Source organism: Pseudoalteromonas sp. A25 (genome assembly GCF_009176705.1).
In the GTDB taxonomy this organism is placed as follows: Bacteria; Pseudomonadota; Gammaproteobacteria; order Enterobacterales; family Alteromonadaceae; genus Pseudoalteromonas.
The window spans coordinates 221,266-248,202 of sequence record NZ_AP021846.1; the positions used below are offsets into that span (position 1 = coordinate 221,266).

Here is a 26,937-nt window from a genome sequence, read left to right on the forward strand (position 1 = left end):
ATCATTTTACATGTACTAGCAATGACCGGGCCATGATTTAAATTGTTTTTTATCAGATACTTATGTTTTAGTGTTGGGTTGATAGATGGTGATAAGTACCAAAGAGTAGGCAATTTCACCAATTATATGTAGTTATAACAGCAAGAACGACAGGATGCGAGGTGTGATTATTGACAGGATAGGTCGATACCCGCAGGTATCGACCTTGATTGTTCAAGTATTACAGTGCTTTAAATCGAATGGCTGTACCACCGCTGGTAGCCAACTTCAAAGTTAATGTATCTTTTGCCGTAACAATGCGTTTGCTGATTTGTATATCATATGGGTTATTTTTCCACTCAGCATTTTTACCGTCTTGGTATATTTGTGCTTCGAATTTTTTATTTTCTTCTAAAAAGCTTAGTGGCACTGTTATTGTTCGGGCTTGCTCATCGGTTATGGCTCCTAGATACCAGTCGTTGCCAGGGTATTTTCCTCGCTGTCTTTCTTTTCTAGCAAACACCACGTAATCACCCACCTCCCCCAACAGAGCGAGACTGTGCTCCCAGTCAGTGGGGACATCTTTGATAAACTGAAAGGCATCAGCTTTGGCGAGGTAATTGTTCGGCAGATCTGCTGCCATTTGAATAGGGCTATATAGCACAACATATAAAGCTAGCTGCTTAGCTAATGTGGTTTGAGGGCGGTTAGTTTTATCGCCCAAGCCATTGAAGCCCATGTCAAAAATTCCGGGTGTAAAATCCATTGGCCCTGCTAGCATACGCGTAAACGCCAACATTGGCGTATGCTCTGGAGGGTTGGGTGGTGTACCCCAAGCATTAAACTCTTGACCTCTTGCCCCCTCACGGCTTAACCAGTTTGGATATGTGCGGCGCAATCCGGTATCTTTGATGGGTTCGTGACTATTAATACTAATTTGATACTTGGATGCACGCTTTACGTTATCTAGATATTCGTTGACCATGAATTGACCATCATGCCATTCAAAGCGAGGGATGCCTCGCTCGTCTATACGTTTGATGTTGCCACCATCAGCAACATAGCCAGTTTTGACCTGGCGCACACCAACTTGTTGGTATAGTTTAAATGCATCATCCATTTGGTTGCGATAGTTGCTGACATTACCAGATGTCTCGTGATGGCCAATAAGGCGCGCCCCGACTTTTTTGCCATGCTCACTAATGGCTGCAATATCAAAATCTGGATAGGTTTGAGTGAAGCTAAACACATCGCCGTTATAGAACCAGTCACCGTCCCATCCAGTATTCCAGCCTTCAACTAATACGCCATCGAATCCATGCTTTGCCGCAAAGCTCAAGTATTCTTTAGTGCGTTCGGTAGTGGCGCCATGTTTTTCACCACTGCCCCAGGTATTTTTGCCGATATGCATACCCCACCAAATACCCAAATATTTACCAGGCTCGATCCATGACGTATCTGCTAATTTATTGGGCTCATTTAGGTTTAAAATGAGATGAGAGTTGAGCAAGTCAGTGGCTTTATCGCCTATCTGCAAGGTTCTCCATGGCGTTTTAAATTGCCCATTGGTTTTAACTTTTATACCATCAGACCAAGGTGTTAAGTCAGCTATAAAAGTGCCTGGACGGCGTTGATTTAAAGTCATTGCTGCATAGTCAACGAGTGCAGCTTCATGCACGCTAATGTGCACGCCATCAGCATTTTTTAGTGTGAAGGGAGTGTGTACGTGTGCTGCATCGTGTAAGCTGGTGGTGTTGTAGGTGTATTCATAACGGTTCCAGCCTCGTGCTGGGATCCACCATGCTGTGCTACTTTCACTCGTTGCAAAATTAAACTCAGTGAGTTCTTTGGTGATGTATAATGCATTGTTTTTATTTACTTCATAGCGAAAGCCTAGACCATCATTAAATACTCTAACACGCAGTATATAGGCTGATTCTTTGTTGTTTTTATCACGCAGCTTAACTTCTAATTCATTGTGTGAATCTTCAATGATACGTGTTTCGCCCCAAGGTTGTTGCCAAGTGCTATGATGCTTGCTGGTGGTTGATGTCGAAATTTCGATGTTGTCTTTCATTGGTGCGGCGCGCTGAAACTCAAAGCCCAATTTAGACCCGTTTAGTAATGGCTTATTGTTAAACGTAACCTGATACTGAGGTTGAGCGTGGTTGTCATCAACTGTGAACTTGATGTTGCCATCGGGAGAGCTGACCGAGTAGCTTGCTGCTTGCGTTGCTGCACAAAACAAACTGCCACACAGTGTTAGAGTGCTGATTAAGCGCATGATGTTACCTAATTTGTTGTCATAAGTGGTGTTTTACTAGCATACTGCCCCAACCCCAAAACTCGGAAATATCTGCATACGTATTCATGTTGAAAGAGTTAGAGTGCACCTCTGGTCTAACTAGGAAGTCACATAGTTAGCAAGCTTGCTCTATACTGATCAGCAAAGCACATGTAAGGAATGCTGGATGAAAAAAATACTCTTGTTGCTTGGATTATTGAGCAGTGCAACACAGGCGCTGGAAATAACCATCACTGACGCACAAGGTGAGCCTGTTGCTGGGGCTGCAGTGTGGTTGACCGGCAAAAATTGGCAAGCTAGCCCATCACAAAAGCAGCGGTTATACAGTATGGGGCAAAAAAATAGGGCGTTTACTCCGCATATCTTAATTGTACCAAACGATAGCCAAGTAGATTTTCCTAACCTAGACTCGATTTTGCATCATGTATACTCATTTTCTCAAGCAAAGTCATTTGAGTTAAAACTGTATAGGGATAAACCTCTTGCACCGGTACAGTTTGAACAAACAGGCGTGATAGAACTGGGTTGTAACATTCATGATTGGATGCTTGGGTATATCATTGTGGTTGACTCTGGTGTTTATGGGCTGACTAACAACAATGGTAAGGTCTCTTTTGCTATAGATAGTTCGCAGGTCGGTAATGCACAATTGAACGTCTGGCATGAGCGATTTGAAAACTTGAATATGCCAGAAAGTGAGCCTTTAACTATCGTTCAAGTTTCTCAGGTCATGCAATATCAGATCAAACAACCTTTGCTCGAAAAATTGGAGTTCCTTAGTGATGAAACGGATGATTACGAGTAAGTATATAAGGCTATTTGTCAGTGCACTGATGATAAGCCCCTGTGTGGCTGCGCAAGGTGTGTCTGCACAGTTTAAGGGCGCGTTGGATGTTTCTTTAACCAATACCAATGATATGCCAGCGTGGCACCAACAAGGCTGGGGAGTTGTGCGCTTTTCTGATGACCATCAGCGTTTAAATATCAGTCGCTTTGCCCTCAGTACTCGGCTGGACTTGAGTTCAGCATGGTCAGCGCACGCAGTAGCACAATATGTTCCAGATCCAAATGATAAAATTGGATTAACCGAAGCCTATGTGCAATATCAGCCCTTGGCGCAGGGTTACCAATTAAGTGCTCGGTTTGGTGGGTTTTACCCTCGTATGTCGTTAGAAAACCCCGCGCTTGGATGGTCATCGCCGTACACTTATCACTATTCTGGCTTGAATGCATGGCTGGGAGAAGAAGTACGTGCCTTTGGTGCAGAGTTTGAACTTAAACGAGCCGCACGTCGGTTTCGCTCTAAGCACGATTTAAGTGTTATCGGCGCTTTATTTAAAGGAAATGATCCTGCCGGTACTTTAGTTGCGTGGCGCGGTTTTGTGCCACATGATAGGCAATCTGTTTTTAATGAGCGTATCGGGTTTGCGCCATTAAAATCTCTGACTTGGCCACAATTGAGACGTCAAGGGCAATATGTAGAACCATTCACCGAAGTGGATGGCCGTTTTGGCTATTATTTAGGCGCGCATTGGAGCTACTTAAAGCGTCACTCTGTGCGCTTTTATTGGTATGACAATAATGGCGATCCTGCGGCTATCAACTATGTCACTAAGCAGTACGCATGGGATACCAAGTTTTGGAGTCTAGCATGGCGGACAAAGTTTAATACACAAACTCAGCTTATCATGCAGGCGATGTTAGGAAACACGGCAATGGGCCCAACACGCGGTGTCGATAATGACTTTTACAGTTGGTTTGCTATGGTTAGCCACACCTTTGATGATTATCGATTTAGCCTAAGAGCAGAGCAATCTAAAGTGATAGATAAAGACGCTTGGCAGTTTGATGAAAATGCCAGTTTTAGCAAAGGTTTGACAATGAATATACAAAAGTCACTGTCAGATAAATGGCAATTGGGTGCAGAATTACAGCTTATTGATTATGAAGCTGATGCGCGTTTGGCAGTCGGCAGAGCGCTAGGCCTAGATGAGCAAGTATGGCGCATCACTGCTCAGTACAAGTTTTAAAAAAGCCAATGCCGTTCACCTTAAGTGAACGGCATTAGTCAATAAGGCGCTTTAATTACTAATCACATAGGCGATTTAAGCCATTTAACGCTGCGACTCGGTATGCCTCAGCCATAGTTGGGTAATTAAAAGTGGTGTTGACGAAGTACTCAACATTATTACCAGGCCCTTTTTGCTCCATAATGGCTTGGCCGATATGTACAATTTCGGAGGCTCTTTCTCCAAAGCAATGCACCCCAAGCAGTTCTTTTGTCTCAGCGTGAAATAGTAATTTTAGGCTACCAACTTCCGTGCCTGTGATCTGAGCGCGAGCCAGGTGCTTAAATTGTGCACGGCCCACTTCATAGGGAATTTTTGCAGCTGTAAGTTGTTGCTCTGTTTTACCAACTGAGCTCATTTCTGGGATGGTATAAATGCCCGCAGGAATATCGATGATCAACTTGTCTGCACATTCGCCATGGGCAATTGCATCTGCAGCAATACGGCCTTGATCGAATGCCGCACTGGCTAAACTGGGGTAACCAATGACATCACCAACCGCATACACATTTTTAACGTCGGTTTGGTAGTTTTCGTTTACTTTTAATTGCCCGCGACCATCTGCCTGTAAGCCGATGGCTGCTAAGTTCAGGTCATCAGTGTTACCTGTGCGTCCATTAGCGAATAAAATACAGTCGGCTTTAACACGTTTGCCCGATTTTAAATGCAAGATCACACAATCATCTCGGGTTTCTACGCGAGCAAAGTCTTCATTATGACGAATAACAATACCACTATTCCAAAAGTGATAGCTGAGCGCATCAGATATCTCAGCATCCATGAATGCTAGTAAGCGGTCGCGGGTATTTACTAAGTCAACTTTTGCGCCTAAGCCTTTAAAAATAGATGCATATTCACAGCCAATTACACCCGCACCGTAGATCAATACGCGTTGTGGATTGTGCTTTAAGCTTAAAATGGTGTCACTGTCGTAAATACGTGGGTGAGCAAAGTCTACTTCTGGTGGCCGATATGGACGAGACCCAGTAGCAATAACGATGGTGTGCGCGGTGATCAGCTCTTGAGAGCCATCGATATGCTCGACCTTTATGGTGTGCTGATCAACAAAGCTGGCATTGCCTTGATACAAATGGATCCGATTACGTTCATAAAAGCTACTACGCAGGTTTGACTGTTTTGAAATCACGGTACTAGCATGGTTCAAAATATCTTGAAATGTATGTCGCTGTGGCTTTTCAGTAAATCGGTATAAAGGGTTAGCCTTGTACTCAATTAATCGACTCACGGAGTGACGGAGTGCTTTCGAGGGGATTGTTCCCCAGTGTACGCATCCACCGCCTACGGCTTGTTGCCTTTCAATAACAGCGACTTTTTTTTGGCTTTTAGATAAGTTCATAGCCGCCCCTTCACCCCCGGGGCCCGTGCCAATGATAATTGCATCGTATTGATATGTGTCAGCAGCTTCTGTCGTCGCTGCTGGTTTACTTTTTGGCTTAGCCACGGCCTCTCCTCATTCTATTTTAGAGGCCGCTAAAGTGTTAGCTAAAAGACGGTTTTAGCAGCCTCGCATTTAATGCTAACCACGCTTGTTTTTGAGTTTGCCAAGCCGCTTCCAATTCTTGATATTGCTTCATTAAGGCGGACTTTTCACAGTGCTCAAGCATGGAGTCTTTTCTTGCTTCAATTAATTGCTTTTGTACACCACAAAAGGTCTGGAGCTTTTTCAGAAGCAATTCATACTCTTGATGTAACAATGTAAGCTTATCTTGCGCTAAAGGCAATTTTGCAAGACGTACTTTTGTTTTTAGGAGTAAAGTTTCTGCTTTGGCCTTTTCAATTCGCTCAATCGGCGTGCGCTTAAGTTTAGACGCAAGTCCAACAGCGGCCATTGCTCGAATGATCCATTTAGTCGGATCATAGTGGTACCATCGAATACCATTACGATAGTCACTGGCAAAAATATGGTGAAAATTATGGTAGCCTTCGCCATAAGTGAACAGCGCTAAAAAGCCATTATCACGCGCGGTGTTTTTTTCGGTATAAGGGCGAGAGCCCCAGATGTGTGCTAGTGAGTTGATAAAAAAGGTGAAATGCTGGCTTAGTACCAATCTAAGCACCCCAGCTAACAGTAGCATACCAATGATTTCCGACACACTATTAGAAAATAGCAGGCCTAGCATGAGTGGAATACCAATATTGGTGAGTAAAACCAGCTTTAGATAATGGCGATGCTGAAACATCACTATCTTGTTACGTTGTAAGTCGCGCGCATTGTTATAATTACTGTAACTCTCACCTTGATAATCTCTAAGCATCCACCCTATATGACTGTACCAAAACCCATTAGTTGCGGCGTATGGATCTTTGACGGGATCGTCAACCTGTCCATGGTGAACGCGATGGTCACTACTCCAATGTAGTGCGCTGTTTTGCAGGGCAAAGGCCCCTCCAATGGCAAATACCCATTGAACGGCAGGGTGGGCGTCATATGCTTTGTGCGCCCAGAGTCGGTGATAGCCTGCGGTAATTGATAAGCCAGCAAAGAACATACAACACACAAATGCAATCCAGTGAGTTGCGGTAAATCCATAGGTAAAGCCGTACCAAGGAACGAGTGTGATGGCTGCCAAGAATGACAGACTAAAAAATATGACATTGGTCCAAATAATGGGTGGTTTTTTCATGATTTGTTAATTTCAGCGTACACTTGTAAGCTAAAATAATATTTCATTCTGCTGCCGTCAAGTATTAGACTTGAGATCGTTTGAAAAAATTGCGATTGGAGTAGAGGATGTCGGGTGTTCGCGCACAACAAAAACAAAAAACAAGGCAAGCATTGATTGAAGCTGCATTCAATCAACTTAGTGCAGAACACAGTTTTTCTAACCTTAGCTTACGTGAAGTTGCACGAGAGGCTGGAATTGCACCCACCTCATTTTATCGACATTTTAAAGATATGAATGAGCTTGGGTTAACCATGGTAGATGAAGCAGGTTTAACCCTGCGTCAATTGATGCGCCAAGCGCGCAGACGAATCGCCAGTGGTGGCAGTGTGATCATCACCTCCGTTGAAACTTTTATGGAATTTATTGATACTTCAAGCAACCAGTTTAGATTACTACTGAGGGAGCGTTCAGGTACTTCTAAAGCCTTTAGAGCCGCGGTTGCCAGAGAGATTAAACATTTCATTCTCGAACTTGCACATTATCTCGAAAGTGAAACACCTTGTGATAAAAACCATGCTTACATGCAAGCAGAAGCCATGGTTACGTTGGTTTTTAATGCGGGTGCAGAAGCGTTAGATCAAGATGCTCAGCAAAGAGCAGAACTCACAGAAAGGTTAATTTGGCAGTTGCGTTATATCGCGCGCGGTGCCAACCACTATGGGGCACAGTCATAAAGTGATGTGCCAACATTCTTATTTATTCAGTCAATGAAGTGAGAAAATGTTGCCTTTTAGCCACTAAAGGGCAGCTTGTTGCGATTTATTTCTAGTGTTTTAATGCTAAAAATCACCCATTTTTACTATATTTGTACCCGATTAATCAGTGAATTTATAGTGGAATAGATTATTCCTTCTCACCAACCCCGTTTGTAACAAAAAAGTTTTCTTTCTGTTTTTTATTTGTTTCAGCGGCTTATCGATATTGTAAAGTTATTCATTCTTTTTTGTTATTTAATTGTTAAATTTGATGCATTACTCTATATCACAATTAACCACCCTTGGTTCTAGAAGGGGAGGAGTAATAAGTTTAACAAGGAATTGAAATGAACAAGTTTTCGGTTTTTATTGCCTCTGGGTTACTCAGTATAACCACAACGGCTCAGGCTGTTCAGAGCCACACTTTACTTAATCAAGCACATGTTTGGCAGGTGTTAGAGCAGTCGATAGCCAAGCAAGGGCTTGGTTTAACAAAGCACTCTAATGTGCGAAATGCCACTGACGGATATGACGCTGCATTTAGCTATCAACTAATTAAACAAACAGGAAAGCAAAAAGAGTATCGCCATTATCAAACCTATTTGGGCCAGTGGCCTGTGTTGGGTGGGCGTTTTGTGCTGGTCAGTAATGATCATGGGCAGGTTAAGCAAGGGCTAGGCAAAGCAATCCTAGCAAAAGGCACTGTGCGCTATGCAACCCCAAAACGCTTTTTACAGTCAGACGAACAGGTGTTAGCGGATATCGCTAAACAGCAAAATGTAATCGCACCAGGCGCTAAACTAACGCGAGCTTATGAGATCAGCAATGGACAATTGAACCCTGTTATCGTGCTAAAAGCGCGTGCCTATCGCTATATTTTTGATGCAAGAACACTACAAATTCTTAGTCGTAAGCCAGACTTAGATGCGTTAACCAGCGATTTGGTCGCAGGCGGTGGGATTGGGGGGAATGAAAAGCTCGGTGCAATTTGCTACTCACCTCAGCCACAAAGTATGAGTAAATGCTTAGATTATCAATTCGACTCTAGCACGCCTAAAGGTCAGGAATTACTATTCCAAGTTCAAGAAAGCGCAATATTTCAGGCATTTTCAGGTTACCCGTTTATTGTCAGTAAGCGCAGCGGTACCTGCACGCTAGAAAACCCTTATGTTAAAACCATTGATTACATGAACGATAAATCGGTCGCTGCAAGTTATCAATGCGACAGTACAAACGAGCATTTTGATAAGCAGCGTATCGACGATCAGTTCTATGACTATTACAGCTATTTAGCGGTCAATGAAGCGCATTTTAATGCCGGTGTGGTGATGCAGTATTACCACACTTTGCTTAAACAAATGTATCCACAGCAAACATCAGATTGTGACTACAATGGCTTTTGTTTAAAACAGTTGAAACAAAATGTGGGTAATAACACCTACGGTAATACCCAAGCTAACTGGGACGACTCTCACGTAAATTACGGCACTGGAAATTACGGCGGTACTCATTATTTTCACACAACTTTGGATGTTGTGGCACATGAGGCAAGTCATGCTGTGACATTTTGGAATAGCCAGCTAGGCGCTGCGGATCAAGATGGGGCAATAAACGAAGCATTCTCTGATATTGCCAGCGTGGCGATATTGGATCACTTACAAGCAAACGTGTCTGGCGCCTATAGCCAATCCGTGGCTTATTTAAATCAAATTAGTGATAGTGCTCAAAATCATCAGAAAAACCGTAAATGGTGGTACGGTTGGGATGTTATGTATGAAGACAAAGGGGCTCGATTCTTCGAGATGCCTTCATGGGATGGACGCAGTATTGATCATTTCAAAGATTATCAAACAGGGCTATCCACCTACCATATCGGAGGCGTGTTAAGAAAAGCATTCTATGAGCTAGTCAAAACACAGCATTGGTCAATTGAAGATGCTTTTAAGTTATTTTTACGTGCCAATATAGAGTGCTTTTTTCCAGGTGCTAGCATCGAAGATGCGGGGCAATGCTTACTTTCTCAAGCCGGCAATTTCACGTATTTAGGTGCTGAGTCTAAGTTAAAAGCCGATATTGATGAAACTTTACATTCTGTGGGTGTGATCGCGCGCAGCTCAGACATATCAACATTGGATTTTACCAGTAGCATTAACTACAACACGGTAATTTACCGCGTTGCAAGTGTACCAGTAAACGATATTGCAAGGATTGATATTGCTTGGGGCGATGGCACCGAAGAGCGTTGGCAAGAAGGAGATTTGAGCAATATTTATGATTATCTTGAGCGCTCTCGTCAAGTCAATGTGGATGATTTAGTACGCTTTAAACTGACGGTGACACTTAAAAATGGCCAGCAAAAAGAGGGCTACCGGCACTTTTACAGTCGTGCAGTGGGGGCTTCTTGCGAACCATATTTTAATCAAGGTCAAGTGCACACCACCGATGTGAGTGTCAATGGTACACCACTTACGCTCAGCAGTGAGCGTTATCAAAGTTTGCTAGCTAATGCAGTTTCATTTAATAGGCATAACGAACAGGCCTTAACGTTACCATCATCACTGAGCGATAAGCGCGTCACTTTGTTAGTTGACAGTAATCGCAATGGTTTATTCTCAGCCGATGAAATGGTTTTAAACAATCAACTAATTGGTAGTGGTACGGTGAATTTTACTTTGCCAGAGACACTCTCTGCTGGCGTTACTATGTTGCGTATCGCTATTGGTAGTGAATATAACTTCTACGACACGTGTGGACATACCAAACTAGCTCAGGTGATTGATTTAAAAGCAGACATAGACGTGCCTGAGCTTCCAATCAAGGCGAGCTTTGACTATCAAGTTCTAGCAGATAATCGCGTTGAATTTACCAATACTTCACAGGCTAATATGTTGCGCCAGCCTAAGTATCAATGGCAGTTTGGCTTTGATGGCCGCACCAGCTCAGCGCAAAATCCAGGCGTTATTGATTACCCTAAAGTGGCAGGCAATTACACGGCGACCTTATCGGTAAGTTACCAAGATGGCAGCGGTGAAACAGACACGGCTAGTAAAAACATCTCATTGTCTGAGCCTCAGCAATGTGTGGTTGCTATAAGCGATCAAAATAATGCCAATGCGTTTTATATCGATCAAATCATGATGTGGACATCGATCAATGACCGCCTATCGGTTACCGGTGCGCAAGGCACTAATAGCGCAGGCTACGTACTGCATAAACCTAACTTTAGTTTCACTCGCTCACAAGAGCTTACGGTCGATATTGTCAGCAATGAGATCAGTGAATCAACAGCTGAACGTCTTTTGAACAATCGAGAAAATGAGCTGCGTTTCACGATCTGGCTGGATAAGGATGAAGACAAAAAGTTTGAGCTCGGTGAAGAAAACTTTAGCGACATGAATAGCAATTACCTCAAAGAGTGCAGTAATGGTCGTTGTCGTATTAAAGCCAGTCAATCACTGTTCTTGCCGTATGTTCGCTGGTGGGAAGGTAAAGACTATGTGATCCGCGCGCGCTTAGAAGAGCTACCTCAAGCAAGTAAAGGTCAAGATGGCTGTCATAACTTCCATTACGGTGAAGTCTCCGACATCAAGTTCTCAGTCACCGGCTGGTAGATAACACCGCTTTTGCAGTAAGGGCCCTTGTATCAATTGATACAAGGTTCCTGAGCTTGTGCTCAAAAAACGTCAATAAAGGTAAAAATAACATAGGGAATCAAGATGAAATTACTCAGTTTATCTGTCGCGCTGGCATTAGGTGCGGCTACGTCAATAGCACAAGCACAAAGTGATGTTGTGCAGGTTAATGCCAGCTCACCGGTACTTGAAATTAAGCAAGGGTTCGTAAAATCAGACTTAACCAGCAAGCAAAATATACAAGCGCTAAAACAGCGTTTAAACAAATATGGGCTTAACAAGCAAAATAGACCCCATTTGTTTAACGTGATCGACAAGCAGTATGCACGTAGCTTAGCTGCACCAAGCTTGGCCATACCCAGCGTGAGTATGGCGAATGATTGTAATGCACATAACTCAAGTTTGTGTTCTTTTTTCAAGCATATGGGCATTGAAGTTGCGACTTTACCTGGTACCAATGAAGAATATCTCGTGGTATCTGCACTGAACAGCGAAAAAAAACCAACCAACTATACGTTCATTGATATCACTTTGGTAAACGAAAAAGGTGAATCGATCACGTTACCGCGCTATGCCGAGTTTTTTGGCGATGGTGAGCAAGAGAAAAAACGTAAGTCAATTTATTCATCAGCGCGACTAAGTGACGCTTTGGCTAAGTTACAAAGTGCCGAACAAATTTACGCTGATGCGTGGGTTACCGTGGTATATACCGACGCAAATGGTAACGAAGTTGTCGAAGATAGAAACTCCAAAGTCGAATATTCAAAAGATACTATCTTAGGAGAGTTGGGCTTGATAACCCCTGAAGTACAAAGCGGCGCGCCAATGGTATCAGTGCAAAATGCGGGTACATTAACCACCGACTTTGGCTCGACTTTATCTCATCCTAAAGACTTACGTTCAAAAGAAGCTGGGCAGCTAGACAATAAAATAATTGTTTGTTTAAACCGTAATTATGGTGATTGTGACTACGAGAATATTTACCCAGCTGGTACGCCTAATGATCAGTTAAAGTTGAAGATCCCATTTGTGGGTGAATACATCATGATGGGTAAAGTAACGCGTATCTATCGACCTGATTGGAGCGTCATTGATGTGGTTGATAACGGTGATGGTAGTACGACCCTTAAAAGTGGCCCTCAGGTACAAAAGCCTGATGTGATCGACTTTGGCTCTAATATCTTTATTCAGACTAAAGAGGGCGGCGGTGCCACGTCGATTTCCGGTGATCAGTACAACGATATTCAAAACTTCTTCGCGGATAACATCCAAGTGGAATACATCCCATTTGGTCGGCGGACCAAGACCAAATTGTCATGGAATATCACTCGCAACCAAGGGGTGTTTGGTGATGCAACCTTATATGGGCGTTACCAAGATGCCAACTGGATAATGAATATCGCAGTGGATAATGAACCGCGTCCTGGTCAAACAGCCCGTGCTGAGACCGTCGTAATTGGCTCTGCTGGGTTAGGTTCGTGGGAAGATATCGACTACCCACAAATGCAAATTGTGTATAGCTGTTTAGCACAAGGCAGTTTGATCACCTTGCCTGATGGTTCGCAAATGCCGATTGAAAAGCTTGCCGTAGGCGACCTAGTAATGGGCGCGAGCCAATACAACCCTGCGAATCGTTTAGCGCTTGAAATAAAAGATATTTCAGTTGGAGTTGAAGCCATTCCAATGATTGAAATTAAAACCAAATCAGGCAAAAAGTTACTGTTGACCGAATCTCACCCAGTGATCATGCAATCGGGGGAGTCTATTTGGGCTAACGAAGTGCAGCTAGGTGACCGTATTCATACCCAAGATGGTATTGAATTTGTAAGCAAAATTAAGGAAGTGAAATTTAAAGATAAAGTTTATAACTTACGTTTATCACGCAGCAAAGACGACCCAAATTACTTAGAGGGTGAAACCTTCAGTATGTTTGCTAACGGTCTGCAAGTTGGGGATTTGGCCATGCAAAGTAACAATGAGTTTAAGGAAAAAGTTGAAACGCAGCAGGATGTTTTGAATCGCTTACCTGAACCTTGGCACAAAGACTACCTTAACAGCATTAAGTAATAGGAATGGCCTCAGAAGGCCATCTCATGGAGTGAATTATGAATAAATTTATAAACATAAATATCTTAGTCGCTGCACTGTGTTCCACGTCAGCGTTTGCTTTGGATGAATCGCAAGAGACTAAGAAAAGCTTAATTAAACCTAGCACCATTGATGCGGTGCCGCTGGGCACGGCCTATCACAGTAAAGGTGAAAACTACCTTGGTCTACAGTCGGTTAAAGGAGTACAGGCTGAGCATTTGGGTAACACTAAAATCGACTTTCGTGTTGGTGTTGATTTAGGTTATGAGCAAGCACTTAAGCTGATTGACGGTAAGGTGGATGCAGGTTTTAAATTTCCTGCGGTGCGGGTTGATGCTGGGGCTAACTATGCCAAAGATATCAGCGCTGATAAATACACCGGCACCTATACCGTTTATTCATCGATGAAACCGAAATCTCGTATGTTGATGCCAAATGGTATGGTGGGTTATGAGCCGACTCAAGCGGCGCTTGATTTGGCTCAAGCGCAACCTGGCAATCGCGAAAAGAACTTAGGTGATGGCTTTGTACATGGCTTTGCCTATGGCTCAAACGTGGTGATCAATATGAAAATTGATTATCGCAATGAAGAAGACAAACGTTCTATAGGCGGTTACTTGAGTGTTGACTGGATTGGTAAAGTCAAAGTGGATGGACAGCTGCAAAAGCTTGATGACAGCAAGCGTCAATCAGTAAAGATCACCATCAGTGGGTATCAAAGTGGTGGCGATCCAAACCGGTTATTAAACATCATACCTAACGGCATTATGCGTTGTACTTTACTCAACCCAGAGCCTTGCTTTGAACTGTTTGAATCTGCGATTAACTATTTGAAAAATGATTATATTAATCAGTTTGATTCACTAGATAGTTATAACGTTACCGAAGCCTACATTGCTGAGTATCAAGACTCAGGCCCGGCTTTACAAGCGTTAGTACCAGCACAAGGCTATGAAGGAGCAAATTACTTAACCAAGTTGGTTGTAAAAGAGCTAACAGCTCGCTGGATTGAAGAGCGTTTAACTTACCGCCGTGCTAAGAACCTGCAGCGTTACTACGCCTCACAGTTTAATAATGAGCAATTAGCTCAGTTGAGTAACATCGAATCAGCCAGCCGTAATAACGCCAATTTATTTGCCGATATGGTTGACTATTGCGAGCAAAATCCAGAAGGGAATTATTGCACTGAATATGAAGCTGCGAATTTGGTTTATTACACCGACTACAGTAGCTACAGCGATGTTTTGAAGTAAGGAAACGATCATGATGAAACCACTATTTATTGCCACATCTGTGATGTGTGCAGCAACACAAGTACAAGCGGCGACGGCGCTTGAACAGCAAGCAAGTTACAACGAAGTTGGAGAGTTTTTAACGGTTGCGCAAGCGCAAGGGCGCTTTGCATGGCTGGAAAAGTGTTACGACGGGTTGCTCGTTGAGATTTGGGAGCAATCTCATGACACCACGCAAATTGTGAGCAAGGAAGAGAAGCTTAAGCAGCTCAGAGCGCTTTGGCTATCAGCGGACAAAATTGCGCAAGGTCGCGTGAACTATTTAACGTTTGCCAATAGCGATTTTAGTAACCCGTATCAATGGCGAGCGGGTAACAGTGTAAACGACGCTTGTGGCACGATGCCGCCAGAGTATGTGCCTGTCGCTTTGCATACCACCTTATTGAAAAACCAATATTGCGAGAACCAAAGTTACGACAATGAATGGGAGTGGATTGAAAAAATCACGATAGAGGGGTTTAGCCATGAATCTCAAAGTCATGGGTACAGCGCTATCACAGGAAAAGTGGTGACTTTACCCGCTGGTAGGGCGGTCAAAATGTCAGTTACACCAGGAAATAAAGAGCCACAGTATCCTTCGTATGTGGCAATGCGTGTTTGGATTGATTGGGATCAGGATGGGGTGATGAGTGAATCAGAAATGGTCCATAAATCAGCATCCGATGGCCCTTTTCAATTTACTTTTGAAGTACCTACAGAGGTGCCTGATGGTGTCACCTTGATGCGTATTGCCAGTGATGCTGGTGGCGGTTCTGATAACGCATGTAAGCGTATTCAGTATGGTGAGGTGGAAGACTACCTGGTGACAATTCGTTAAGGACAAAACAATGAAACCAATTTATTCAACAATGCTATTACTTGGCCTGTGCACGAATTCTGCAATGGCTAAATACAACGATGTTATTGCAAAAGAAACGATTAATTCAGGTTCGTCTATTTCAGGCTTAATCAATGACCATATTGCCATAGGTACGGCTTATGACAGCCAAACCAAGCGCTTTTTGAATGTACAGCCTGTTGCTGGGCGGATTGATGAAACATACGGTAACAGTGAAGTGACGTTTAAAACGGGCATTGATATGAGCTACGATGATTTGCTCAGCACACTCAATGGTAGCGTTGACTTAGATGTAAACTTCCCTGTCGTGCGCGTATCAGCAGGGGCGTCACTGGCTAAAGAAATGGCCTCAAGTACATATTCAAGTTCGTATACCTTTAGTGCTCGTAGTACCCCTAAAAAACGTTTGTTCTTACCACAAGATAGTAATATTGGTTATACCCTGTCACAAGCCGGAGAGGAAATTGCGAACAAGCACCAAGCTAAGTTGCAACAGCTCGCTGGCGATGAGTTTGTGTCGGCAATCGAATATGGTGCCAATATTATGGTGAACCTGAAGATAGATTACGGCAGCAACAAAGATAAGTCAGAAATTGGTGGTTATCTTGATGTGGACTTATATGGTGGGGTATTCAACGTAGGTGGGCAACTTAAATACTTACAGGATGATACCAAATCGTCGGTAAAAATCACTGTGAGAGCTATCCAAAATGGTGGTGACCCTAAGCAGTTATTAAGCATTATTCCCAATAATATTATTACCTGTTCATTAGACAACCCTAAACCATGTTTTGATATGTTTTATGAAGCGGTGCAATATGCCAAGACAGGATTTGGCTCACAGTTAAATTCACTGAGTGACTATAACGTCGTGCGCTATTACACCACACGTTATGACAGTGCTTCTTTGGCGCTGCGCCCTTTGGTTGCTGATTATCAAACCATTCGCAATGCCACTAAGTGGTTGATCAGTGAATTAGAAGATGACTTTAAGCAAGCGGTACTTGATGAGCAACGAGCTTCTAATTTATTGACTAGTTACTATGCATATTTACCCGAAACTCAGCGCAGTGCTGTCGAGACGATTAGAAACCTTGCCTATGACAACGCATGGTTTTTATTCAACGCCGCACAGTTTTGTCGCGATAATCCTTTTGGTACTGCGTGTGAAGACGAAGTGCAAAAAATGAAAGATGATTGTGCCCGTCGTGGCAAAGTATGTCCTGCAAGCTATGATGTGACGCAGCTCCAGTTGCCACAGTCGGACCGCTTAGATTGGAAGCAGTGCGAACTGGCACGTCAAGAGGCCGTGCGCGCAGGTATTGTCAGTGAAAACGACAGTGTGAAATATCGTAATATGCGCTGGGCACCTACTTTTATCAATATCAATGCACCTGCTTTGGGTATTTTAAATTGGCGCTTGTGTGAGGGGGCTTTAAGCACCTACGGTAACGCGTTCAATGCGGGTTAAACAAACCCGTAGACCAAGGTGCATCCCCTAGTGTGCCTTGGTCATTTTACAAAGGATCTATCATGAAATTAATAGCAGTATTAATGCTTGTGCTGACCTTTAATGTGTCGGCGAAGCGCTATTATAGCGAACAATTCAACGAGCAAGATTTAGGTAAAGCATTTGATACCCAACTACATCAGCCATCCACTCACTGTCTCACTGGCACTGTTAAGTTTCATCAAGAAAGTGCTGGGCAACTGGATTACCTGCAGCATTTAAACGAAACTCAGATCAGGCGGCGTACGTTTGGTGAAGTGCATGGTGGTGTGAATTTGTTTATCGTGGCGGGCAGCGTGTCGACGTCTATTACTCACCGCAATGCAACAGATAATTTGACCTTAACATCGCAACTACATCTCAACATGTCGCAAGGACACAGTACCTTAGAAAATCGTCATGTGCTTAAAGGTGCTGCGCACTGTGGCGACCAGTTTATTTATCAAGTGAACTTCGGACGGGACCTTTTTATCAACACTCGCTTGCACTTTCGCTCTGAAGCTGATTACAAGAAGTACGTGACAAAAATAAAAATTAGATTGCTGTTTTTCAAAAAAACTAAAACCAAGGTCAAAGAGATAGAAAAATTTGCACAAAATGCGGTGCTGACTATTGATGCTAACTCGAGTGGCACTTTACCTCCTAGCCTCCAGCAAATACTTAATACCAACCCAATACACTGTCGAGGTGCGAATATTTCACCTTGTTTAAATACGTTACAAATGTTGGCTGATTACACATTTGGTGGTCAGTTAAGTAATGACTTACAAGCCCTGCCAAAACTGCCACGTAGCATTGTGACTAAAAGTTACGAAGAGTCAGGGCATTTTGAAGTAAACAATGATATATCAGTAGACACCCAACAATATGAACAGATTTGGCATGATATAGAACAGCGTTATGGCGCAGCAGTTCGACGTCAGCAGCGCGCTGAAGCATTTCTAGCTGTTGCCACAGAGCAGGAGCAACAGAATGCCCAAGCTGAGTATGAAGCTGCTTGGCAACAAGTAACTCAGCTACAAGCATTACGTAATGTCTGTCTTGCACAACCTTGGTTAGGGCAATGCTTGTAATGTATAAAAAATGGCTAAACAGCGTGAGTTTTGTATTTTTGTTTAAAAAGTAATTCTAAGCAGGTAATCAATGCGCAGCTCCATTTTCATTCATTGAGAGCAAGTTGACTGTATTGATTATTTATATTTTGTTGCTTTAATGAATGTATCTTGCTTTTGTTATCGGGTTTTATTCTTTTTGGCGGTTTTTTTATGCTTGATCTTACTTTGTGACCCATGTTACAACATAGCCAATCCATCAACAGGACAACTTTGCTCTATGAAAAACATCACGCTTTTGTCACTACTGCTTAACCTCTTACTGATTAATTGTGTCAGTGGGGTGTAGTGCGCGTAAATAGAGCTACTACTTTTAACCCCGCAGTTGCGGGGTTTTTTATTTTTGGGGATGAGGAATAAGTTATGCAGGATAAAGTGTGGATATTTGATACGACATTGCGTGATGGTGAGCAAGCGTTAAAAGCCAGCCTGACAGAAAACGACAAAATTCAGTTAGCTCACGCGATTAGCCGCCTAAATGTTGACGTAATGGAAGTTGGATTTCCCGTATCTAGTCCAGCAGACTTTAGAGCGGTACAGCGTATTGCAACTGAAGTGAGAAACCCGATTATCTGCGGGTTGGCCCGAGCAGTGAGCAAAGATATTGAAGCGTGCGGTGAAGCACTAAAACCAGCACAACGCAGTCGTATTCATACTTTTATCGCGACCAGCCCACTGCATTTAGAGCATAAACTACGCATGAGCTTGGATGATGCAACGGCCATGGCGGTTAAATCAATAAAGCTTGCGCGTAATTACACAGATGATGTTGAGTTTTCCTGTGAAGATGCGGGGCGCACACCTCATGCTGATTTATGTCGAATTGTAGAGGCCGCGATAAACGCAGGAGCCTCTACCATCAACTTGCCCGATACAGTTGGTTACGTGACGCCTGATGAATATGCGGCAATGATCCACCATTTAATGAACAATGTACCAAATATAGATAAAGCACGTCTTAGCGTGCATTGTCATAATGATTTAGGTTTGGCTGTGGCTAACTCGATTGCGGCAGTACAAGCAGGCGCAAGGCAAATTGAATGCACCGTAAATGGCATTGGTGAGCGCGCGGGTAATTGTTCGCTAGAAGAAGTGGCGATGATCATGAAAATGCGCCAAGACCACTTAAAAGTACATACTGATATTCACAGTGAAGAAATTTATCGTGCTTCTCGGCAAGTGGCAAAAATTTGCAACATGGCGGTACAACCGAATAAAGCCATTGTCGGCGAAAATGCCTTTGCACACAGCTCTGGTATTCACCAAGATGGCGTGCTTAAAGCACAAAATACTTACGAGATCATGTCACCTGAAAGTGTCGGGGTGCCAAACAACCAATTGAACATGACTTCACGTTCAGGTCGCCATGTTATCGAACATCGTTTAACAGAATTGGGCTATCAAAAGTCTGATTATGATATGGACAAGCTCTATGAAAGCTTTTTGGCTTTGGCTGACCAAAAGGGGACGGTTTACGACTACGATCTTGAGGCGATGATCTACTTTAATCAGATCAACGATGACGATGACCATTACCAATTGGAGTTTGTTAATTCCACTTCTAATTCGCAATCAGTGGCCAGCTCAACTATTGGGATGACTGTGGGTGAGCAGTCTAAGCAAGAAGCAGCGACGGGGAACGGTCCGGTTGAAGCCTCATTTCTAGCCATTGAACGAATTACCGGCATGGCGGTTGAGGTCATTGAATATAACTTAGATGCAACCGGACAAGGTGCCAGCTCCTTGGGGCAAGTTGACATTATTGCCAAATATAACGGACGACAATATCACGGTGCAGGTCTTGCCGCTGACATTGTTGAAGCATCGGTGCGGGCTATGATCCGCGTTTACAATCTTATCGATAGAGCGCAAAAAGTCTCTAGTTTAAAACAACAAAGGAAAGCAGGATGAGCCAAGCAAGTTACCAAGTTGCCGTACTTCCCGGAGATGGCATTGGCCCAGAAGTAATGGCGGCGGCACTGAAGGTGCTGGATGCGGTCAGTGATAAATTTAATTTTAAAATAACGCGTGCAGAATATGCCATTGGTGGTGCGGCTATTGATGCGCATGGCCAAGCACTTCCCGCCTCAACGCTTGCGGCGTGCGAGGCTGCCGACGCGATTTTATTTGGCTCGGTAGGTGGTCCAAAGTGGGAACATCTGCCTCCAGAGCAACAACCTGAGCGGGCTTCTTTGTTACCCCTTCGCAAGCATTTTGGCTTGTTCTGTAACTTACGCCCTGCGCAGTTGCTACCAGCATTAAGTGCGGCGTCGCCACTTCGTGCCGATATCAGCGAACAAGGCTTTGATATTCTATGTGTTCGTGAGCTTACGGGCGGTATTTATTTTGGCGAAAAAGGGCGAGAGGGAGCAGGGCAAGAAGAATCGGCTTTTGATACTCAGCGTTATTCACGTCATGAAATTGAGCGCATAGCACGCTTTGCCTTTGAAGCGGCCAAATTGCGTCACAACCACGTAACGTCTGTAGATAAAGCGAATGTGTTGGCATCCAGTGTACTGTGGCGAGAAGTTGTCACTGAAGTCAGTCAAGATTATCCGGAGGTTAAGCTTGATTATATCTATGTAGATAATGCGGCAATGCAGCTTGTTAAGCAGCCTCAGCAGTTTGATGTGCTGCTATGCGACAACTTGTTCGGCGATATCTTATCTGACGAGTGCGCCATGATCACCGGCTCTATGGGGCTGCTCCCTTCGGCCAGCTTGAATCAATCAGGGTTTGGATTATACGAACCAGCTGGGGGCTCAGCACCTGATATTGCAGGAAAAGGGATTGCTAACCCGATTGCACAAATTTTAAGTGCCGCTTTAATGCTACGTTATTCGCTTAGTCAAGATGAAGCCGCTCGAAGTATCGAAAAAGCCGTTGCAGAAGCGGTAGCCGCGGGTGTCGGTACGCCCGATATATTCCCGCAAGCGGGCTATACCACACAAGATGTCGCACAGGCGATAGTTGCAAGAATTTAACCTATTTTGACAGCAGCCTTCCGTCAGGCTGCTGTTTTAGCTGAGGATGTAGCAAGTGGCACAAACCTTATACGATAAAATATGGCAATCTCATGTGGTTGCCAAAATTAATGAACAAACCGATTTACTATACATTGATAGGCACTTAGTACACGAAGTCACGTCACCGCAAGCGTTTTCTGGCTTGAGAGAAAAAAATCGCGCGGTTAGATGCCCCGAGAAAACCTTTGCGACGATGGATCATAATGTTTCTACTAAAAGCCGCTCTTTGGATGCTGCCAGTGAGGTATCAAAAAATCAGCTAATGGCGCTTGCTAAGAATTGTGAAGAGTTTGGGATTGTGCTGTACGACTTAAACTCTATCAATCAAGGCATTGTACATGTAATGGGTCCTGAGCAAGGGATCACGTTACCGGGCACAACCATTGTATGCGGTGATAGCCATACGTCGACCCATGGCGCATTTGGTGCGTTGGCGCATGGTATTGGAACCTCAGAAGTTGAGCATGTGTTGGCAACGCAAACATTGCAGCAAAAAAAAGCCAAATCACTAAAAATTCAAGTTAATGGCCTATTGCGTCCAACGGTGACGGCAAAAGATTTAATTATGGCGGTCATAGGTAAATTGGGCACCGCAGGTGGCACCGGGTATGTGGCTGAGTTTTGTGGCTCAGCTATTGAGGCGTTGTCGATGGAAGCGCGTATGACCCTGTGTAATATGAGTATTGAAATGGGCGCAAAAGCGGGGCTTATCGCCCCAGATGAAACAACTTATGAATACATAAAAGGTCGACCTTTTGCACCAAAAGGGGATGACTTTGAAGCAGCCGTTGCCTATTGGCGAACACTGTGCACAGACGAAGGTGCTCAGTTTGATTATGTGGTTGAGCTAGATGCCGAAGATATCCAGCCACAAGTGACCTGGGGCACGAGCCCTGAGCAAGTGATCGGCATTGATGAGCTGGTACCAGACCCTGACCAAGAGCCAAATCTTATCAAAGCACAAGCTATTCGCAGTGCATTGCAATACATGGGCTTGCAGGCAGGGCAAAAGTTGTCAGATGCCAAGGTGGATACCGTATTTATAGGCTCGTGTACCAACAGTCGTATTGAGGACTTACGTGCCGCTGCTGATATTGTTAAAGGTAAGCAAGTGGCCAAAGGCGTTGAAGCTTTAATCGTGCCGGGCTCAGGTCTTGTAAAGCAACAAGCCGAACAAGAAGGGCTGGCTGACATTTTTAAAGCCGCTGGCTTTGAATGGCGTGAGCCGGGCTGTTCGATGTGCTTAGCAATGAATGATGATCGTTTAGGTGCGGGTAAGCGCTGTGCTTCAACGTCGAATCGTAATTTTGAAGGTCGTCAGGGGCGTGGTGGTCGCACTCATCTTGTTAGCCCCGCGATGGCGGCAGCAGCAGCAATTGCAGGTCACTTTACTGATATTCGAGGAGAAGCCTAATGAGTTGTTATCATCAAGGGCTGTTGGCACCATTAGATAAAAACAATGTGGATACCGACCAGATCATCCCCAAACAATTTTTGACATCAACAAGTCGAGACGGATTTGATAAAGCGCTATTTTATGATTGGCGCTATCTTGAAGATGGTTCACAAAACCCAGATTTTGTGCTCAATGATGCATGCTACCAAGGTGCGTCGATATTATTGACACGTGATAATTTTGGCTGTGGCTCTTCCCGTGAGCATGCGCCTTGGGCACTGAAGCAGTATGGCTTTAGTGTTATTTTGGCACAGAGCTTTGCTGATATCTTTTTTAACAACTGTGGCAATAACCAAATGCTGTGCATTGCGTTGTCAGCAGAGGTGCTCGAGCAGCTATTTCAATTGACACAGCAGCATAACGATATTCAAATTGAAGTAGACTTGGCCAATCAGCAACTAAAAAGTCAGTATTTTGATGCCATTGACTTTGATGTACGTGCTGATATCAAAGCACGCTTGCTCAGTGGTTTAGATTTTATTGGCGAGACAGAGCAGTTAAACGATAAGATCAATGCCTTTGAGCAGCAGTTAGCGTCTCAAAGACCATGGCAATAGTCTCGGGCATACTCTAGCCTAGTCAATTGCTTTGGCTTTAGGTCTGTTGAGCCTAATTAATTGCAACCAACCAAAGGGTCGATTACCCTTTGGTTTTTTGTATCTGGCTTTTTTGGGATCTCGTCTATGAAATTCACCGCATTAAGCGTTTTGGCGCTTTCTAGTTCGCTCGCGTTGGCACGTCCAGCGCCTTTGGTTTCCATTCCAACACATGATGCATTTTTTAAGCACATTGCTGCACACTGTGGTAAAGCTTTTGAAGGAGAAGTTGTTGTTGATAATGCGCAAGGTCCTAGTTCATTTGCAGGTAAAAAGCTCATAATGCATGTTCGTCGTTGTGATGAGCGCCAACTTCAGGTTCCTTTTCATGTTGGTGATGATGCTTCACGGACTTGGATAATTACAAAAACAGGGAGCGGCTTAAGTTTAAAGCATGATCATCGCCACGAAGATGGTACTGATGATGCATCAACCATGTATGGCGGTCATACCGTGGATGCTGGCTTTGACAATGTGCAGTCATTTCCTGCTGATCAATATTCCAAAGAGCTTTTTGTGCGTCAGGGGATCCCGCAGTCAATGGGTAACACTTGGCAAATGTTTATCTACGATGAGTCGTTTAGCTATCGGATGGTACGAGAAGGCAGAGAGTTTCGTGTCGACTTTGATCTTACACAACCTATCAAACCCCCTGCCGCGCCTTGGGGCTACAAAGATTAGCTTGTTATTTTGAGTGAAACTTGCAGGTAAAGTTCGCGCTAATGTATATAGCTGTCTATTTTTAATAGGTTACTAAAACGCCGATATTAATCGGTACTTGAAAAAGGAACCATTATGGCGATAACAGCGCGACAAAAAAAACTGGTACAACAAAGTTTTGCTAAAGTTGAGCCAATTGCAGAGCAAGCGGCTGAAATTTTTTACACCACGTTATTTGAATATGACCCCTCATTAAAACCATTATTTAAAAATAGTATTAAGAGCCAAGGACAAAAGTTAATGGCTACATTAAAACTGGCGGTTGCGGGGTTAGACGATTTAGATAAATTAGTGCCAGTTTTGCAAAATCTCGCCGAGCGTCATGTGGGATATGGCGTAAAGGCAAAAGATTTTACCCCTGTGGGGAATGCGCTACTACATACGTTAAAAGTGGGTTTGGGCGAGCAGTGGAACGCTGAATTGCGCCAAGCTTGGGTCGACACGATTCATATTGTAGCTGATGTAATGAAAGCACATGCATTTTCAAAGTAAGTGCGTTAGATAAAGTTTTGCGTGATTACTTGTTCACGCACTTAACCTCGACATGTAAATCACTTTGATAAGGTCTGGGTGTTGAAGGCAGCCTATCAAAATGCTGTATGCCTTTGAGTATGGTCAGCTGTGGATTTCTTCCTTGGCATAACTTTGCGCTATGGCGCAGTAAAAACACACTTTGTTGCAAAAAATGCTCGTAGCTATCAGATTTTACCTGTAATAAGTAGTGCCCGTTATTATACTTAGTTTGTTCGTAATGCACTTTGTGATCAAAGTCGTAGAGTTTCTCGGGCGTGATATCTTTGGCTAAGGCACTGGTGCCAGCCGTGAGTGTGATAATCATTAAAAACTGCTTTAGAGTCATAGTGAAGGCCGCCAGCTTATCTTGATATACTCTGTGCATATAAACTCCATAACAGCAAAAATTACTTGTTGCTGTTAAGTGTAACATAGTGGAGACGTTTACTTGTTAAATCATCTTAAAAAGCTATTACAAAATAACACCCCTAGAGCTGTTGGACATGAGGGGTTAGATTTCAATACAGCGCTTGCAGCTTTGCTCGTTGAGGTGATGCGTGCTGATGGAAAGCTCTTAGAGAGTGAGTTTGATAAAATCGCTCAAATTCTTACACAGCGCTGTCAGCTAACGACTGAACAAACGTCTGCACTTATTAACAAAGCGCAAAAGCAAGTTGAACAGGCTATTGACCTTTTTGCATTTGTAAAACAAATTAATCGACACACCAGCGATATTGAACGCATTGAGATTATTGAGTTACTTTGGCACGTTGCGTTTGCGGATGGTCACTTAGATAGCCATGAAGATCATATAATTCGCAAAATATCTGGGTTGCTCTATGTTGCTCACCCCGATTTTATAAGCGCGAAGCTTGCTGCACAAGAGCGAGCTTCTGGTTGAGGCTTGCTTGTTTAAAGTTACAGCCCGCTTGTGAGGGCTGTTTAGTCACTAAACTCTATGCTCTTTCTTGCCAAAAGCCACACGCGCTAGATAACGCGTGAAAAACGAGAGGTTTTTAGCTGTTGTTGTAAATACTCATCAAAGCACATACATATGATGCGGATAAATAAGTTACCTCGGCTCGTTACTGCTATTTTATGGTCGCTTATTTCAACCAAGCCATCTTGTACTAGGGGGCTGAGTGCTTCAAGCGCCTGTACAAAATGGGTCTTGAACTCGATTTGATAGCGTCTTTCAAAAGCCGTCATGTCCAACTCAAAGTGACAGATCAGCTGTTTAATTATGTCTGCACGTAACTGATCTTCATCAGTTAGTTGCATGCCTTTGCTAATCGCAAAGCCAGTTTGGTTTATTGCATCATAATAGCTTCGTAAGTCTTTTTCGTTTTGCAAAATCGCGTTACCGATTTGTGAGATAGATGAGACGCCCAGGCCCAGTAAATCGCAGTCGCCGTGTGTTGTATACCCTTGGAAATTACGATGCAACTGACCATGTTGTTGCGCTATGGCTAATTCTTCTTGTTTTTTGGCAAAGTGGTCCATACCAATAAACTGATACCCAGCTTGGCTCATTTGCTGCAACGTATTTTTAAACATAGTCAGCTTTTGCTGTGGGCTGGGCATGTCAGCTTCTTTGAGTTTACGCTGCGCTGCAAACTTGTCCGGCAGGTGAGCGTAGTTGAAGACCGACACTCTATCTGGGCTTAGCGCAATAAGTTGGTCAATGCTTTGGGCAAAGCTGTCTGGTGTTTGGTGTGGCAGGCCATAAATCATGTCGGCATTGATTGATTTAAACCCCAAATCCCGTGCATGTTGAAGTAGAGCAATGACATCACTCATATGCTGTGGGCGGTTCACCGCTTCTTGTACTTGGTCATTGAAATCTTGAATCCCAAACGACACTCGATTGAAACCTAATACTTTTAGGTGTGCCAGCATATTACTCGCTAAGGACCTTGGGTCTACTTCAATACTGCGTTGGGCTTGATGATTAAATTTAAAGTATCGCTCTAGCATTGTGATCAGGCGTGTCATTTGCTCGGTGGTTAGAAATGTAGGGGTTCCACCTCCTAAATGAAGTTGTTCAACTGTGTAGTGTTTGAATAAGGGAGCTTGAGCTTGTATCTCACGTTCTAAGTTATCTAAATAAGTATCTGCTTTATGTTGATGACGAGTAACTATTTTATTGCAGCCACAGTAATAGCAAAGCTGATGACAAAATGGAATATGCACATAGAGTGATAGTACATGACTATTTGATGCGCTAATTGCTGAGCGCAAAGTATTATCATCATACCCTGGCGCTAACGATAATGCGGTCGGGTAAGACGTATATCTTGGGCCAGAGACATTGTATTTTTTAATTAGGGACTCATCCCATGTAGGTAAATTAATCACGATACGCACTCGCACTGTTTGCTTATAATATGGATAGCATGAGTGTACCGAGTATCACTAA

21 protein-coding genes are annotated in these 26,937 nt (G+C 43.6%); 16 read left to right on the forward strand and 5 right to left on the reverse strand.

The features are described 5' to 3' along the window. Positions 1 to 220 precede the first annotated feature (220 nt). Positions 221 to 2,263: a glycoside hydrolase family 97 protein gene (locus tag GDK41_RS01060; protein WP_152084673.1), complete on the reverse strand. Its 2,043-nt coding sequence runs from the start codon at positions 2,261 to 2,263 to the stop codon at positions 221 to 223. 187 nt (positions 2,264 to 2,450) lie between these two features. On the opposite strand from GDK41_RS01060, the gene GDK41_RS01065 reads away from it, so the two are divergent. Both GDK41_RS01065 and GDK41_RS01070 read left to right on the forward strand, forming a co-directional pair. Further along, on the forward strand, positions 2,451 to 3,089 hold the full coding sequence (locus GDK41_RS01065; protein WP_152084674.1) for a methylamine utilization protein: 639 nt from the start codon (positions 2,451 to 2,453) through the stop codon (positions 3,087 to 3,089). Further along, on the forward strand, positions 3,067 to 4,314 hold the full coding sequence (locus GDK41_RS01070) for a hypothetical protein (protein ID WP_152084675.1): 1,248 nt from the start codon (positions 3,067 to 3,069) through the stop codon (positions 4,312 to 4,314). The genes GDK41_RS01065 and GDK41_RS01070 overlap by 23 nt, the downstream gene beginning before the upstream one ends. Positions 4,315 to 4,372: 58 nt before the next feature. On the opposite strand, the gene sthA is transcribed toward GDK41_RS01070, so the two are convergent. Continuing rightward, entirely contained in the window at positions 4,373 to 5,815 is a 1,443-nt protein-coding gene (sthA, locus tag GDK41_RS01075) for a Si-specific NAD(P)(+) transhydrogenase (RefSeq protein ID WP_152084676.1), read from the reverse strand. 37 nt (positions 5,816 to 5,852) lie between these two features. Next, complete coding sequence (locus GDK41_RS01080; protein ID WP_152084677.1) at positions 5,853 to 6,998, reverse strand: acyl-CoA desaturase; 1,146 nt, start codon at positions 6,996 to 6,998, stop codon at positions 5,853 to 5,855. 107 nt (positions 6,999 to 7,105) lie between these two features. Between GDK41_RS01080 and fabR the strand changes: the two genes are divergently transcribed. The 13 genes from fabR to GDK41_RS01145 all read left to right on the forward strand — a co-directional run bounded on the left by fabR (position 7,106) and on the right by GDK41_RS01145 (position 24,497). Beyond that, entirely contained in the window at positions 7,106 to 7,714 is a 609-nt protein-coding gene (gene fabR / locus GDK41_RS01085) for an HTH-type transcriptional repressor FabR (protein WP_152084678.1), read from the forward strand. A 368-nt stretch (positions 7,715 to 8,082) separates the two neighbouring features. Beyond that, positions 8,083 to 11,346: a M4 family metallopeptidase gene (locus GDK41_RS01090; RefSeq protein ID WP_152084679.1), complete on the forward strand. Its 3,264-nt coding sequence runs from the start codon at positions 8,083 to 8,085 to the stop codon at positions 11,344 to 11,346. 105 nt (positions 11,347 to 11,451) lie between these two features. After that, positions 11,452 to 13,434, forward strand: coding sequence for a Hint domain-containing protein (locus GDK41_RS01095; protein WP_152084680.1), 1,983 nt, complete (start codon positions 11,452 to 11,454; stop codon positions 13,432 to 13,434). 38 nt (positions 13,435 to 13,472) lie between these two features. Next, complete coding sequence (locus GDK41_RS01100) at positions 13,473 to 14,708, forward strand: hypothetical protein (protein WP_152084681.1); 1,236 nt, start codon at positions 13,473 to 13,475, stop codon at positions 14,706 to 14,708. A 10-nt stretch (positions 14,709 to 14,718) separates the two neighbouring features. After that, on the forward strand, positions 14,719 to 15,564 hold the full coding sequence (locus GDK41_RS01105) for a GEVED domain-containing protein (RefSeq protein WP_152084682.1): 846 nt from the start codon (positions 14,719 to 14,721) through the stop codon (positions 15,562 to 15,564). A 10-nt stretch (positions 15,565 to 15,574) separates the two neighbouring features. Further along, positions 15,575 to 17,056: an internalin gene (locus GDK41_RS01110; RefSeq protein WP_152084683.1), complete on the forward strand. Its 1,482-nt coding sequence runs from the start codon at positions 15,575 to 15,577 to the stop codon at positions 17,054 to 17,056. Positions 17,057 to 17,118: 62 nt separating this feature from the next. Further along, positions 17,119 to 18,168: a hypothetical protein gene (locus GDK41_RS01115; protein WP_232056499.1), complete on the forward strand. Its 1,050-nt coding sequence runs from the start codon at positions 17,119 to 17,121 to the stop codon at positions 18,166 to 18,168. A gap of 402 nt (positions 18,169 to 18,570) precedes the next feature. Beyond that, complete coding sequence (gene leuA / locus GDK41_RS01120; protein ID WP_152084684.1) at positions 18,571 to 20,118, forward strand: 2-isopropylmalate synthase; 1,548 nt, start codon at positions 18,571 to 18,573, stop codon at positions 20,116 to 20,118. Further along, the gene (gene leuB / locus GDK41_RS01125; RefSeq protein ID WP_152084685.1) at positions 20,115 to 21,191 is read left to right on the forward strand and encodes a 3-isopropylmalate dehydrogenase; all 1,077 of its coding nucleotides are present in this window, start codon (positions 20,115 to 20,117) and stop codon (positions 21,189 to 21,191) included. Before leuA ends, leuB begins: the two co-directional genes overlap by 4 nt. A gap of 55 nt (positions 21,192 to 21,246) precedes the next feature. Further along, positions 21,247 to 22,647 (forward strand): 3-isopropylmalate dehydratase large subunit, encoded by a 1,401-nt coding sequence (leuC, locus tag GDK41_RS01130; RefSeq protein WP_152084686.1) that lies wholly within the window; start codon positions 21,247 to 21,249, stop codon positions 22,645 to 22,647. After that, positions 22,647 to 23,246: a 3-isopropylmalate dehydratase small subunit gene (gene leuD, locus GDK41_RS01135; RefSeq protein ID WP_152084687.1), complete on the forward strand. Its 600-nt coding sequence runs from the start codon at positions 22,647 to 22,649 to the stop codon at positions 23,244 to 23,246. Before leuC ends, leuD begins: the two co-directional genes overlap by 1 nt. Before the next feature lie 126 nt (positions 23,247 to 23,372). Next, positions 23,373 to 23,966, forward strand: a complete 594-nt coding sequence (locus GDK41_RS01140; protein WP_152084688.1) for a hypothetical protein — start codon at positions 23,373 to 23,375, stop codon at positions 23,964 to 23,966. 114 nt (positions 23,967 to 24,080) lie between these two features. Further along, positions 24,081 to 24,497 (forward strand): globin family protein, encoded by a 417-nt coding sequence (locus tag GDK41_RS01145; RefSeq protein WP_152084689.1) that lies wholly within the window; start codon positions 24,081 to 24,083, stop codon positions 24,495 to 24,497. Between the two features lie 25 nt (positions 24,498 to 24,522). Here the strand turns inward: GDK41_RS01145 and GDK41_RS01150 are convergent, their stop codons facing one another. Beyond that, positions 24,523 to 24,903 carry a hypothetical protein gene (locus tag GDK41_RS01150; protein ID WP_232056500.1) on the reverse strand — a complete coding sequence of 127 codons (381 nt, stop codon included), beginning with the start codon at positions 24,901 to 24,903 and terminating at the stop codon, positions 24,523 to 24,525. Between the two features lie 63 nt (positions 24,904 to 24,966). Here GDK41_RS01150 and GDK41_RS01155 point away from each other — a divergent pair, with 63 nt between their 5' ends. Next, positions 24,967 to 25,419: a tellurite resistance TerB family protein gene (locus tag GDK41_RS01155; protein WP_152084690.1), complete on the forward strand. Its 453-nt coding sequence runs from the start codon at positions 24,967 to 24,969 to the stop codon at positions 25,417 to 25,419. Positions 25,420 to 25,505: 86 nt separating this feature from the next. Here GDK41_RS01155 and hemN read toward each other — a convergent pair whose 3' ends face one another. Continuing rightward, positions 25,506 to 26,876 carry an oxygen-independent coproporphyrinogen III oxidase gene (gene hemN / locus GDK41_RS01160; protein WP_152087473.1) on the reverse strand — a complete coding sequence of 457 codons (1,371 nt, stop codon included), beginning with the start codon at positions 26,874 to 26,876 and terminating at the stop codon, positions 25,506 to 25,508. Between the last annotated feature and the right edge of the window lie 61 nt (positions 26,877 to 26,937).

What these genes read in the sequence shown, in the direction of transcription:
- GDK41_RS01060 (WP_152084673.1), bottom strand. Translation starts at nt 2,263, where the DNA reads ATGCGCTTAATCAGCACTCTAACACTGTGTGGCAGTTTGTTTTGTGCA.
- GDK41_RS01065 (WP_152084674.1), top strand. Translation starts at nt 2,451, where the DNA reads ATGAAAAAAATACTCTTGTTGCTTGGATTATTGAGCAGTGCAACACAG.
- GDK41_RS01070 (WP_152084675.1), top strand. Translation starts at nt 3,067, where the DNA reads ATGAAACGGATGATTACGAGTAAGTATATAAGGCTATTTGTCAGTGCA.
- GDK41_RS01080 (WP_152084677.1), bottom strand. Translation starts at nt 6,998, where the DNA reads ATGAAAAAACCACCCATTATTTGGACCAATGTCATATTTTTTAGTCTG.
- fabR (WP_152084678.1), top strand. Translation starts at nt 7,106, where the DNA reads ATGTCGGGTGTTCGCGCACAACAAAAACAAAAAACAAGGCAAGCATTG.
- GDK41_RS01090 (WP_152084679.1), top strand. Translation starts at nt 8,083, where the DNA reads ATGAACAAGTTTTCGGTTTTTATTGCCTCTGGGTTACTCAGTATAACC.
- GDK41_RS01095 (WP_152084680.1), top strand. Translation starts at nt 11,452, where the DNA reads ATGAAATTACTCAGTTTATCTGTCGCGCTGGCATTAGGTGCGGCTACG.
- GDK41_RS01100 (WP_152084681.1), top strand. Translation starts at nt 13,473, where the DNA reads ATGAATAAATTTATAAACATAAATATCTTAGTCGCTGCACTGTGTTCC.
- GDK41_RS01105 (WP_152084682.1), top strand. Translation starts at nt 14,719, where the DNA reads ATGATGAAACCACTATTTATTGCCACATCTGTGATGTGTGCAGCAACA.
- GDK41_RS01110 (WP_152084683.1), top strand. Translation starts at nt 15,575, where the DNA reads ATGAAACCAATTTATTCAACAATGCTATTACTTGGCCTGTGCACGAAT.
- GDK41_RS01115 (WP_232056499.1), top strand. Translation starts at nt 17,119, where the DNA reads ATGAAATTAATAGCAGTATTAATGCTTGTGCTGACCTTTAATGTGTCG.
- leuA (WP_152084684.1), top strand. Translation starts at nt 18,571, where the DNA reads ATGCAGGATAAAGTGTGGATATTTGATACGACATTGCGTGATGGTGAG.
- leuB (WP_152084685.1), top strand. Translation starts at nt 20,115, where the DNA reads ATGAGCCAAGCAAGTTACCAAGTTGCCGTACTTCCCGGAGATGGCATT.
- leuD (WP_152084687.1), top strand. Translation starts at nt 22,647, where the DNA reads ATGAGTTGTTATCATCAAGGGCTGTTGGCACCATTAGATAAAAACAAT.
- GDK41_RS01140 (WP_152084688.1), top strand. Translation starts at nt 23,373, where the DNA reads ATGAAATTCACCGCATTAAGCGTTTTGGCGCTTTCTAGTTCGCTCGCG.
- GDK41_RS01145 (WP_152084689.1), top strand. Translation starts at nt 24,081, where the DNA reads ATGGCGATAACAGCGCGACAAAAAAAACTGGTACAACAAAGTTTTGCT.
- GDK41_RS01150 (WP_232056500.1), bottom strand. Translation starts at nt 24,903, where the DNA reads ATGCACAGAGTATATCAAGATAAGCTGGCGGCCTTCACTATGACTCTA.